Annotated in this window: 7 protein-coding genes; all 7 read right to left on the reverse strand. The window is 56.8% G+C overall.

Translation table 11 applies throughout. From position 1 onward, the window contains the following. Nucleotides 1-3,345: retention module-containing protein (locus tag ACB033_RS04090; protein WP_371140352.1), on the reverse strand; the 3,345-nt coding region annotated here is incomplete at its 3' end. 260 nt (nucleotides 3,346-3,605) lie between these two features. Next, nucleotides 3,606-5,531 (reverse strand): LapD/MoxY N-terminal periplasmic domain-containing protein, encoded by a 1,926-nt coding sequence (locus ACB033_RS04095; protein WP_017766670.1) that lies wholly within the window; start codon nucleotides 5,529-5,531, stop codon nucleotides 3,606-3,608. A gap of 3 nt (nucleotides 5,532-5,534) precedes the next feature. Continuing rightward, nucleotides 5,535-6,257: a transglutaminase-like cysteine peptidase gene (locus ACB033_RS04100; protein WP_139432598.1), complete on the reverse strand. Its 723-nt coding sequence runs from the start codon at nucleotides 6,255-6,257 to the stop codon at nucleotides 5,535-5,537. A 158-nt stretch (nucleotides 6,258-6,415) separates the two neighbouring features. Next, entirely contained in the window at nucleotides 6,416-7,744 is a 1,329-nt protein-coding gene (locus tag ACB033_RS04105; RefSeq protein ID WP_017766672.1) for a TolC family outer membrane protein, read from the reverse strand. Between the two features lie 35 nt (nucleotides 7,745-7,779). Continuing rightward, a complete protein-coding gene (locus ACB033_RS04110; protein WP_005302548.1) occupies nucleotides 7,780-9,198 on the reverse strand; it encodes an HlyD family type I secretion periplasmic adaptor subunit in 1,419 nt (472 codons plus the stop codon). Continuing rightward, nucleotides 9,191-11,335, reverse strand: a complete 2,145-nt coding sequence (locus tag ACB033_RS04115) for a type I secretion system permease/ATPase (RefSeq protein ID WP_010633572.1) — start codon at nucleotides 11,333-11,335, stop codon at nucleotides 9,191-9,193. Before ACB033_RS04115 ends, ACB033_RS04110 begins: the two co-directional genes overlap by 8 nt. 404 nt (nucleotides 11,336-11,739) lie before the next feature. Beyond that, nucleotides 11,740-12,675 carry a TIGR01212 family radical SAM protein gene (locus tag ACB033_RS04120; protein WP_139726023.1) on the reverse strand — a complete coding sequence of 312 codons (936 nt, stop codon included), beginning with the start codon at nucleotides 12,673-12,675 and terminating at the stop codon, nucleotides 11,740-11,742. Nucleotides 12,676-13,018: the final 343 nt, after the last annotated feature.

Consider the following 13,018-nt stretch of genomic DNA (forward strand, 5'->3'; position numbering starts at 1 on the left):
TTCCCCGCTGGTCGGGTTGATGGTCAGGGTGAAGTAATCCACCCCGCCCGCGCTGCCGGTGATGACGTTGCCCACCTGATTGAGCAGGATCGCCGCCCCCTGGCCGTTGGCAGCCAGCGGATCCACCGCATAGAGGCCGCTTGCCACGTTGCTGCCGCTCAGCGCCAGGCTGTAGCCGATGCTGCCTGCCCCGTCGGCCCCGAAGGCCGGGTTGAACTGGGCCTGCACGTCGGCCGCGCTCAGGCTGGCACTGGCCACCCCGTCACCGCCCACCCCGCCCAGGCTGACCAGGCTCTCGTCCACGGTCGCCCCCAGGCTCGGCGCGTCTTCTGCGAGGCCAGCTCGCGGGCCGTCATCCTCGAAGCGGAACACGCTGTTGGCGCCCAGATCCACCGCCGCACTGGCGCGATCGCCATCGGCGTCGGTCACGGTCTGCACCAGGGTCAGCACGCCCTGCCCCACGGTCAGCGCCACGCTGTCATCTGCATTGCTGGTGTCGCCATGCCAGACGTTGTCCAGCAGGGCCAGGGTCACTTCCCCGCTGGTCGGGTTGATGGTCAGGGTGAAGTAATCCACCCCGCCGGCGCTGCCGGTGATGACGTTGCCCACCTGATTGAGCAGGATCGCCGCCCCCTGGCCGTTGGCAGCCAGCGGATCCACCGCATAGAGGCCGCTTGCCACGTCGCTGCCGCTCAGCGCCAGGCTGTAGCCGATGATGCCCGCCCCGTCGGCCCCGAAGGCCGGGTTGAACTGGGCCTGCACGTCGGCCGCGCTCAGGCTGGCACTGGCCACCCCGTCACCGCCCACCCCGCCCAGGCTGACCAGGCTCTCGTCCACGGTCGCCCCCAGGCTCGGCGCTTCTTCTGCCAGGCCAGCCCGCGGGCCGTCATCCTCGAAGCGGAACACGCTGTTGGCGCCCAGATCCACCGCCGCACTGGCGCGATCGCCATCGGCGTCGGTCATGGTCTGCACCAGGGTCAGTACGCCCTGCCCCACGGTCAGCGCCACGCTGTCATCTGCATTGCTGGTGTCGCCATGCCAGACGTTGTCCAGCAGGGCCAGGGTCACTTCCCCGCTGGTCGGGTTGATGGTCAGGGTGAAGTAATCCACCCCGCCCGCGCTGCCGGTGATGACGTTGCCCACCTGATTGAGCAGGATCGCCGCCCCCTGGCCGTTGGCAGCCAGCGGATCCACCGCATAGAGGCCGCTTGCCACGTTGCTGCCGCTCAGCGCCAGGCTGTAGCCGATGCTGCCTGCCCCGTCGGCCCCGAAGGCCGGGTTGAACTGGGCCTGCACGTCGGCCGCGCTCAGGCTGGCACTGGCCACCCCGTCGCCGCCCACCCCGCCCAGGCTGACCAGGCTTTCGTCCACAGAGACAATCCCCAGCCCTTCCGTATTGGAAGTCAGGGTGACACTGGGAACATCATCCAGAATAACGACATCCAGACTGCCATTGGCCGTGTCACCATCCGAATCGACCAGCACAACATTGAAACTCTCCACCAGTGATGCATCGTTAGCTGGTTGAGTGTGTGTCTCGTTGTCGTTCAGCGTATAGCTGTAACTCACGCTCCCCGTTCCAGTTACAGGGTTGTAATTGATGCTGGTAACTGTCAACTGATTGCCCAACGGGCTGACGATGGTTTGCGGGAACGAAGTGATGGTTTGTCCATTGGTGATCAATGCAACACTACCCAGGGTCAAGCTCTGGGCTCCATCGGCTGCACTGAAGGTAAAAATACCGCTCTGGGTCAAGGCTGCTGCATTGGGATTACTGCCATCTGCCAAAGAGGCTTCATTGAGCGTCAGCTCTCCCCCTTCCACCTGCAAACCAGCCAGTTCTGCTGGTTCATCAGCCGGCGTGATGGCGATGGTCAAAGTGGATTGGACGGTATCTACACCATCGGTGACGGTGTAGCTGACGACGGGAACGGGGCCATCATAATTGGGAGCCGGCGTGAACTGATAGCTACCATCCGCATTGATCAGCAGAGTGCCGATCCCTGCCAGGTTGACAGGTGTACCCAAGGTGGCATTGGCAACCCCACCCCAGCTAAATCCAGACACGGAAGCCGCCTGCGGACCATCATTGTCGATGGTGTTGGCAAGCAGATTGCCCGACACGGCTACATCTTCCGTCACCACCACACTCTCTCCCTCATCGGCGAGATCATTGATGGGGGTGATCGTCAACTCCAAGGTGGATTGCACCGTGTCGATGCCATCAGTCACGGTATATATCACTGGTGGAACGGCACCATCGTAGTTGGGAGCCGGCGTGAACTGATAGCTACCATCCGCATTGATCAACAGAGTACCGATCCCTGCCAGGCTGACAGGTGTACCCAAGGTGGCATTGGCAACCCCACCCCAGCTAAATCCAGACACGGAAACCGCCTGCGGACCATCATTGTCGATGGTGTTGGCAAGCAGATTGCCCGATACGGCTACATCTTCCGTCACCACCACACTCTCTCCCTCATCGGCGAGATCATTGATGGGGGTGATCGTCAACTCCAAGGTGGATTGCACCGTGTCGGTGCCATCAGTCACGGTATATATCACTGGTGGAACGGCGCCATCGTAGTTGGGGGCCGGTGTGAATGTGAAGCTGCCATCCGTATTGACGATGAGTGTGCCAACCCCATCGATGGTCACGCTGGTACCGGCAGCTATATTGGCATTGTCCCCCCAAGTGAAGATCAGTACTGACGCAGCCTGCGGCCCATCGGTATTCACCGTGTTATCCAGCAGATTACCACTCAGAGCTCCGTCTTCAGCAACGGTCAGTTGCTCTCCCTGATCCGTCAGCTCATTGACCAGCAAGGGCTCTGCTATCTGCTGGGTATCCACCACCGGCTCAGCTTGGTAGGTAGTGTCAAACCCGGCGGCGGCGATAGTGGCATCGCCAATCCTGTCGATGGTTACAAAACCACCGTTACCGCTGGCTCCAGCAACCCCACCGATCCCACCGCCACCACCTGCAGCCGGAGCACCACCCGCAGCTGACGCTTCAAAGTTTTGCGTCGGGTCAACCCCTTGCAAAATCGACTTTTGCAAGGCGGCTATATCAGGAGAGGCCGCATTTCCGGCATCCGGAGCCGGTGGCTGGCCGGTAGCAGGCGCATCATGGGCTGGAGTATCCGGTGTGGCAGCCGCCGGTGAATCATCGTAGGGCGCCAATAACAATTTGGCATCATCTGCAATGTTGAGCTTTGCCCCGGGTTGCAGGATCTCTCCTTTTTGCAGAGGGCGGCTGCTTCCATCAGCCAGCACGATTTGCACATTGCCTTCAACTGCAGAAACCACAACGGTTTTGTCGATGATTTGGGTACGCATGTCCATTGCTCCAACGTGACGGATCTCGATGTCTACACCATAGATGTCCGTGCTTCTTGCATCCGTTGCAAAAATGTATGGGATTCGTGTCAAAACTGGGGAGGGGAAATGTACGAAATCGAATGTTCTTTTTTATATCATCAAATCAATCAGTTGTGCGACACCAAATGAAGCCATCTAGTCTAATTAAACTGAGAATAAGCATGCTTATTAATTTTTCGAATAAAAAAGGGGCCCTTGTGGGCCCCTGAAATACTTGGTCATGCTCACGGCAACGGAAATGCCGGGTGTACAAAGCCCTGGTAACCATCGATATGAAGCTTTGAAAGCAACTCGACCTGGTGTTGATCTTCCACTCTGGTCGCAATGGTTGTAACGCCGGCATTGTGGGCGGCACGACATACCGCAGCCAGGAAGGAAGTATCAGCCCCAGGCTCCATAACCTGGCTGGTATAGCCGTGGTCAACCTTGACATAGGAAGGCGCAAGCTCCTCCAGATACCCCAGTGACTGGAAGTGGCGTCCATAGTGATCCACCCCCCACTGAAAGTCATGCTCTTGCAGAACATTAACCAGAGCGGTCACATGCTCCTTGTGCTTCATGATGGCGGCTTCAGGGATCTCGAACAGCAAGCGTTCTTTCAATCCGGCATTGTCGCTCAGATAGCCGGTCAGCCAAGTACGGAATTCATCTGAACACAGCGAACCAGCCGTAATATTGACCGCCAGGACCAGATCAGGTTGCTGCTGTAGTAATGGAACTGACGCATCCAGTATTGCCTGGTCAAACTCACCACCCAGCTTGAACTGCTCGATGGCAGGCAGGAACTGGCCTGCGAAATAATCGGTACCATCGCGAGAGATGGAGGCAAACAGTTCTGCATGCATACGCAGACCATTATCAAACCGGCAGGCTGGCTGCGCCTTGAAACGCCACAAATGCCGTGCAATCGCATCCTGAACCAGATCACGCCAAGCCAAGCGTCCCATCAACCCCTGATCTGTGCCCCCTTCCATGACCACGGCACCACGACGTTCATTGCGGGCCCTGCCCAGCGCATTGTCAGCCTTGGTCAGCAGTGCCGACAAATCATCGTTGCCATCTCGGCCAGCAATACCAATGACGGACAAGGCGCCCCCCTCACCCATGGGATTTACCACCAGATCGGCGATGCGACTGTTAATCACTTCAGCCAAATCCTTCAATTGGGAAAGGTCATCAGTCGGGCACAACAGGGCATATTCCGTTGCCGAGATCCGCGCCACAGCAGAGCCATCCCACCCTTTCAATTGTTCTTTCAAAGCCTGGGCTATCGATTTGACCATGTTGTCACGCGCAGCAAATCCCTCTTCGCGGTACAGCTCGTCCAGCATGTCGACGGCAACCAGCATGACCCCCCCTTGACCAGCCTCTGCAATCCAGGCGTTGACCTGACCCACGAAATAAGCCCGGTTGCCCAAGCCGGAAACGGCGTCGACGTAGACCCGCTCCCGCAGTTTTTCAGCCTCGTCGGCCTGCTCTTTGAATTGCACGGCTAACTTGCTGGAGAGGGTATTGATGGCCTGAACCACCTGTTTCAATTCATGGGTCTTGGGTTCGGGAATGGCATGACCAAAGTGATGCAGCTCTATCTCGACGGCCTGCTCACAAATCTGCTTGAGCGGCTTGAGCAGGTAGTTGAGTGCCCGCATGAGCAAGATGGTGGTGATCAGAAAACCTATCAGGAACCAGCTGGCAAGCTCACTCATTCCACGCCACAACTCGTAATAGGCCTGGCCGGGATGACCAACGACCTTCAATTTACCCAGTTGCAGCCAGCCCGACGTCAGGATCGACTCATTGGATACCTCGGGAAACAACCCAAGATTGATGAACCATTGGGGAACACCTTGAATATTATTGGTATTTTCCTGCTCGATGACATCCTTGGAAGCCAGCAAGTCCAGACGGACCAGACGATAATATCCCCCGTCAAATATCGCCTGAATGACGGACTCAGCCCCCACCTTGTCACCATTTTCCAAATAAGGGGTCAGAGCCAGCCCCAGAGATGTGGCTGTATTGATGACGGTGGTTTCCTGCTGTTGGGCCAGATAGGTACGAGTCGAGTTGAATTGCACCCAATAGGTAGCTGCAAACAACAACCCGAACAGGATCAACATGGTTGCCAATAATTGTCTGTAGAGCGTCATAGGTTAATCATCCAAATTCAACACAGGCTGAGCCAATCGCCCCGACGTCATGCGATTGCGTAAATCATTCCATAATCCCAGGCGTGAGGACTGTCCAGCCAGTTCCCCTTGACCACGCGCCTTCATCAACCACAAGTGACTACCGTTAAAGCTGTATATCGGCACCAGATCCCTACGTTGACTGGCAGGCCGGATCGACCCTATCAAATTATCCAAAATGACGGGCACCGCAGACGGTGTTTCATAGTAAGCGACGACCATATGAAACTGGTTGTAATCCAATGCCTTGACATAGACCATCCGCATCTTTTCATCCGGAACACCCAGCTCCAGCAGGGTAAAGTATTTTGAAATGCTGAAGTCTTCACAATCGCCACCAGCCGCTCCCAAAAACTCCAGCGGGGTTGCCCAGTAGTCTTTTTTTCGCCACAACTTGATGTCGTCGATAAACCGCATCTGGTTGAAAAACTGGTTAACCTTCTCCAGTTTCTGACGGTCGGTCAGGCCGGCAGCGCGATTTTGCATTACCAGTGTGCGCCAGGTGGTGACCCGTTTGCCGGCTCTGACACCGTAGGTCTCCTGAGCCCGTTGTACCAGTTTGAGATCTTCAGGGGTAAGAGGCTGGCTGGCGGAGAGCAGTAGCGGCAGAGATATCAGCAGCAGCCAAAGTGACCAGCGTAACCAGCGAGCGCGCAGCAGCTGGGTCAAACCGGAGGCTGACGCCATGCCGATACTGCTTGCTCTATCCCATCCGGTCACATGCATCTTCGACAGATCCAATGGTACTCACTGCATTGGCCAGAGATGGCCGTCAGAGACAAGGGATGGCGGCAGCCCGGCTGCAACCATCCCTTTCACTCGCATCAAACCTGATGCGCACTCCATTACTGTTTGGCTTGCCAATCGGCCGGCTGCTTCACATTGAATGCGTTGAGCAGGCTGCCAGTGGCATTGAGGATCCGATAATCCGCAAACAGGGAGTCATACTCGGCTGTAATGTAGCTGCGGCGCGCTTCAAACAGTTCGTTTTCGGTGTTCAATACGTCCAACAAGGTACGTTGACCGAGACCAAACTGCTTCTTGTACGCCTGCACAGTGTCATAGCTTGCATCCACGTGTTCTTTCAGGAAGGTCTTCTGTTTAGCCAAAGACTCTTTTGCGTTCCAGGCCAGGCGGGTTCCTTCCTCTACCTGACGGAAGGCATTCATGTGAATGTCCTTGGCCTGGGAATAGAGTGCGGAAGTGGCCTTGCTCTGGGCCAGATCGGAACCACCGCGGAACAAGTTGTAGCGCATCCGTACCATGGCGGTCAGGTCATCGTTGCGCCCCTTGACGGCATCGATATCCTCATTCCAGTTTTGATCCACTTCAAAGGTGACGTTGGGATAAAAACCAGATTTGGAACCTTCATGCTGGTACTTGGCGGCTTCGATATCCTGCAGGGAGGAGAGCAGCGTCGGGTGAACTTCGGTTGCCGTCTTCAGTGCAGCATCCAAGCTGCTAGGAATGAGCTGAGCATCCGGAACCGGCTGTACCAAATCTTTTGGCATCTCGTTGACCACCCGGATGAACTCACTTTCGGCATCGCGATAGTTGTTCTCGGCGGCAGCCTGGTTAGCGTAGGCTCTGGCTACCCGACCATCGATCTGAGTCTGGTCAGCAGTCGACCCCAACCCCGAATCGGTCCGTTTGCTGATGTCGCTGCGGATCTGCTCGTGGGTTTCCAGGTTCTGCTTGGACAGTTCTAGGATCTCCTGCTGGCGCAACATGTTGAGGTAGACCTCGGCCACCCGCAGTGCCGTGTTCTCCGCCTCGGAGATCATGGCCAGGCGCTGGGCATTGGCTTCGGCATCGGTACGCGCCACGTTGCTGCTGACGTTGAAGCCGTCGAACAACATCTGGCGCAGGCTGATGCCGGCTTCTTTACGGGTCATGGAGTCATCGATGGTGGTCGAGTTTGCGCCGGCCGCACGGGTGGTCGGGCTGTCAGTCTTCTCGTAGCCGACACCGCCACGCAGATCGATGGTGGGGTAGTAACCCCCTTTGGCCCCGTCATGCTGATACAGTCGCGCCTGATAGAGATCAAAAGCTTCCTTGATTTTGGGATGGGTAGCCAATGACTGTGCCACTGACTCCTCCAGTGTTTGTGCCTGGCTTAGGCCCGGGAACAGCACGGCGCCACTTACTAACATGGCAACAATCGTCTTCTTCATGGTATCTCCAGTCATGTTGTTTTTAGATTGTTGGCTTATCGTTCTCTCAGTGCCGACTGCTTTGCCCGTAATATCGGCTTAAGCAAATAGTCTAGGACACTTTTTTTACCAGTAATAATATCTGTACTGGCTAACATACCGGGGATGATGGGAAGTGCGTTAAGCTCATCGCCCAAGTAACTCTTCTCGGTGCGTACCCGAACCAGGTAGAAGGAATTGCCATCTTCATCCTGAATTGAGTCGGCACTTATCTGCTCAACCTTGCCATGCAATCCACCATAAATGGTGAAGTCATAGGCAGTGATCTTGACCACGGCTTCCAGCCCCGGTCGCAGGAATGCGATATCTTTCGGCGACACCTTGGCTTCGACCAGCAGGGTGTCTTCCAGCGGTACTATCTCCATCAGATCCATGCCGGGCTGGACGACGCCACCCAGGGTATTGATCTTGAGCTTCTTGATAGTGCCTTTGAGCGGGGCGATGACGCTGGTGCGATCCACCCGGTCACGCAATCCCACCTGCCCCTCGGACAACTGGCTCAGTTTGCCCTGCCGCTCGTTGAGTTCGGTTTGCGAATCGGCCCGAAACTTCAGCGCAATATCGTTGCGCTTGGAAATTGTTTCCCGCAATACGGAGTCAAGCTTGGGGATCAGCAGCCTATTGCTCTCAAGCTCCCCCTGCATCTCGTTGACCTGGCGTTCCAGCTTGATCAACTCAACCTGGGGCACGATCCCCTCTTTGGCCAGGGGACGGCTGATATTGAGCTCCTGGCGCGCCAGATCCACACTGCGTGCCACCGTCCTTATCTTGGCATTGAGCTCTATGGTCTCCTGCTCTTTCTGCTCGATCTGCTGACCCAGAATATAGAGCTGGTTGCTCAGGTTGTTGAGGCGCTCATTCTGCACCGATTTTTCCCGTGTCGCATATTCGGCAAACACGTTCTCATAACCGTCCGGAAAAACGATAGGCTGCTTTTCAACCACCACCTGTTCACGCCAACCCAGATTGGGGCCAGTCTTGACCACCACGCTCTGGATCTCCGCCCGCAGTCTGGCGATGTCCCCCTTGAGGGTCACCAGCTCCTGCTCCCGCTCCCGAAAGTCGGAACGGAAACGGGTATCATCGATGCGCAGCAGTGGCTGCCCTTTCTCGACGATATCCCCTTCCTTCACGAAGATCTCCTTGACGATCCCCCCCTCCAGGTTCTGGATCACCTGCAGTTGACGTGACGGGATCACCTTGCCCTGGCCGACGGTCACCTCATCCAGCTCGGCCCAGGCCGCCCAGATGATGGCACTCATGAAAAACAGGAAGCAGGCCCACAGCAGGGCACGTGCCCGCGTCGGGGTACTCAGCAGGACGGCAGCCGCCCCGTCATCCACAAACTCAAGGTGTTCCGGAGCCGGCAACACAGTATCGGAAGGCGCCTTCTTAAACAGGCCAAACTTAGCCATTGGAGGCCTCCTGTACGCGCACCTTGCCCTCTTTCAGCTGTTGCAACACCATTTCCTTCGGACCATCGGCCACCACCTGGCCCTGCTCGATCACGATGACCCGTGAGGCTACGTCAAGCATGGTGGTTTTGTGGGTGATGACGATCAGGGTCGTTTCCGGCCCAAGTCTGGCCAGCTCATGCTTGACCTGCATCTCCGACTGGTTATCCATGTTGGAGGTCGGTTCGTCCATCACCAGTATGGGGGGATCATTGAGCAAGGCCCGGGCCAGCAAGATGGCCTGACGCTGGCCACCGGAGAGCTGACGCCCCCCTTCCCCTATCTGTCTATCCAGCCCATTGGGATCCCGGTTGGTGAAGTTGGTCACACCGGCCCGCTTGGCAGCCCGCATGACTCGCACATCATCCACCAGCGGATTGCCCAGCATGATGTTGTCGCGTACCGAGCCAAAAAACAGGGTCACATCCTGTGGCACACAGCCTATATTGCGGCGGATCACCGAGGCCGGCAGCTGATCGAGTTCAAAACCATCGAGCCGTACCGAGCCGTCGGTGGGCCGATAGAGGCCCATCAAAATCTTCTCGAGCGTCGTCTTGCCCGCCCCGATCCGGCCAATGATGGCCACCTTCTCACCCGGCTCGATGCGCAGGTTGATATTGTGCAGGGTGCTGGTTTCCATCCCGGGATACTTGAACGACACCTTGTCAAACTCGATCCGACCGGAGATCACAGGATGGTGGATGTACTGCTTGCCCTCCTCCTGCTCGCCCGGCGTGATCATGATCTTCTCCAGGATTTCCAATGCGGACTTGGCCTGGTTGTAGCGGGTCGAGAGAACCGACAGCTGTACCATGGGCGCGATGGCGCGGCTCGACAGCATGACGGCGGCAATCATGCCCCCCATGGTGACCAGTCCTTCCGAGATCTGGTAAACCCCGACAATCACCAGTGCCACCGTCACCACCTGCTGGATGTAGCTGGCCAGCGATGACATGGAGTTGGTGATGCGGCGGGTCTGTACGCCCCAGGTCGAAATGTGGGATACGGCCTGCTCCCAGCGGTGCTGGAACATGCTCTCGGCACCAAAGATCTTCACGGTTTCGAGGCCCGAGATGCTCTCGATAAGGTTGGCGTTTTTCTGGGAAGCCAGCCGTGAGCCCTCTTCAATGGACTGCTTGAGCGGCGCCTGGATATAGAAGCTGTAAATGATGAGGATCACCATGGCCACGATGGGCACCACCACCATGACGCCAGCAAAGATCCAGATGATGAACAGGAAGAAGATGGCAAAGGGCAGATCGATGAGTGTAGATACCGTCGCGGAAGTGAAAAACTCCCGCACCGATTCAAACTCCTGCAGATGCTTGGCAAAGGCACCGGTCGACGCAGGACGCGACTCCATCCGCATCCCCATCACCTTGGCAAAGATCTTGGCAGACAGCAGCACATCGGACTTTTTGCCGGCGATGTCGATAAAGTAGCTGCGCAGCTGGCGCATCACGAAGTCGAAGGTGAACACCACCATGGCGCCGACCGCCAGCACCCAGAGCGAATCAAACGCCAGATTGGGCACTATCTTGTCGTAGACGTTCATGGTGAACAGAGGGCTTGCGACGGCAAACAGGTTGATGAGGATGGAGGCGACCAGCACATCCCGATAGATGCCGCGGGATTCGAGCAGGGTGCTCCAGAACCAGTGACCATCGCGGGTCTCCAGCACCTTGGGTGAGCGCTCATCGAACTTGAACTGCTTTTTGACGAAAAACAGTCGCCCCAGATACTCATCACCCAGTTGAGATGCACTCAGCCACTGGGCCGCATCCCCCGCCTGAGGAAAGATCACCTTGCCCTGGGTTCTGTCTTCGTTCCACTCCAGCAGGATGCAGGCGCCGCCGTTGCGCATCTGCAGCACGCAGGGCAGCAACAGGGGGGAGATCTCGTCGAGAGACTGGATGACTTCCCGGGCGGACAAGCCACCCCGCTCGGCGGCACGGCCGAACAGATTGGGTGTCAGCAGACCGGACACCAGTGGCAGGCCGGTGGTGAGAGCGTCCTTGCTGTTGGGTACCCCATAAAAGCGGGTCAGAAAGACCAGGCACTCCAACAACTCGTCAATACGGTTAGTTTCTGCTTGCATAGCATCCTGTCACTGCATGATTGGGCCGGCTGTCTCGCCATACCGATATTCAAGCCTCACGGGCATCGTTGGCGTAGACATGCCCGTGACATAAAGAACAGCGCTCCCCAAAAAAGGAGCTACAGCCTGATACACACTAAAAGCACAGGTACATGACACTGGATGTCATCGACAGACCTGAACGGCATTATGCCCAAAGCGGGGACGGCAGGTCAGGCTGTTGATCGCGACACAGGGTGGCGCCATGCCCGATATATCCCGTCCAAATTGGAAATAATACAAGCTTATTGATAATGATATCTTTTTCAAGCCAAGTACTATATCAAGACAATTTTACCGAAACTATACCGCAAAGACTGAATTTCATCTAATAACCCACTGTTTTTTTAATGAAATCTGACGACCTAATCAATATTGCCCACAAGGGAAAACGGGCGCCCCAACGCCTGCCCCTGAGGACCGGTGCGGGCCAGCGCACTAGCAATATCAGCCATCGCTGTCCAGCGGTTCTCGCACCAGGCAGGGGCCAGCAGGGTTGGCCGGCGCGCTGAAGCCGAGATGCGGTGATACACCACTTCGGGGGGGGTGTGCTGGATCATAGCGACTGCCGCCTCGACATACTGCTCCAGACTCAAGACATCGAGCCTCCCCGCTAGCCAGGCCTTGCCGAGGGTACTGCCCTCCACCACATGCAGCGGGTGAAGCTTGATCCCCTCCACGCCGGTATCCACGATACGGTGCAGGGTATCCAGGCTGTCCATCGGCACCTCACCGGGCAAACCTACGATGAGGTGGGCACACACCTTGATGCCCCGCTGATGGGCCCGGGTCACCGCATCCACATAGGCGGCATAGCCGTGTCCCCGGTTGATGCGCTGCAGCGTCTTGTCGTTGGCGCTCTGCAGCCCCAGCTCCAGCCACACCTCGTAACCCCGGGCCTGATAACCGGCCAGCAGGTCCAGCACCGCATCCGGCACGCAATCTGGGCGCGTCCCCACACACAAGCCCACCATGTCGCTCACCGACAGCGCCTCTTCATACATGCGCTGCAGGTACTCCACTTCGGCATAGGTGCTGGTATAGGCCTGAAAATAGGCGAGATAGCGCTTGGCGCGGGTCACTTCGTCCCGACGGGCCAGCAGTTGCTGCACCACTGAGAGCTGCTGGGCCGATTCGTCGGCAAAGGAGGAAACATTGCAAAAGGTGCAGCCACCACGCCCCAGAGTGCCATCACGATTGGGGCAGGTGAAGGCGCCGTGAATGGATAGCTTGTGGATCTTCTGGCCATGGCGCTGCTTGAGATCCTGACCGAATGTATTGACGAGTTCGTGTAACTGCATGACACCTCCAGTAAAGGAGCGTCATTGTACGAGCTTGCTCGTACGGGGCGCTGCGCTGGATCAAGGGATACGAGAGTCAGAAAACATATAAATATTCATCAATAACAGGATAAATATCAGTTAACCGGACATTCTCGACGCTTTCGAGACCCATCCCCCTTCTGACCAACCTTCAGCATGGCTGCATAATTGTTAGCTAACATTCTATTGAATAATGAAAATTTTTCTTTAGACGGGGATTTGGCAAATGCAAGTCATTCACATCAGTAATGTGATCTCAACCAGCCACTCCGGCAGTGAATTGGTAAATTTACTACAAACACCCACACCCACCGAGTCAACC

This window comes from Aeromonas sp. S15(2024) (genome assembly GCF_041402265.1).
In the GTDB taxonomy this organism is placed as follows: Bacteria; Pseudomonadota; Gammaproteobacteria; order Enterobacterales; family Aeromonadaceae; genus Aeromonas; species Aeromonas dhakensis.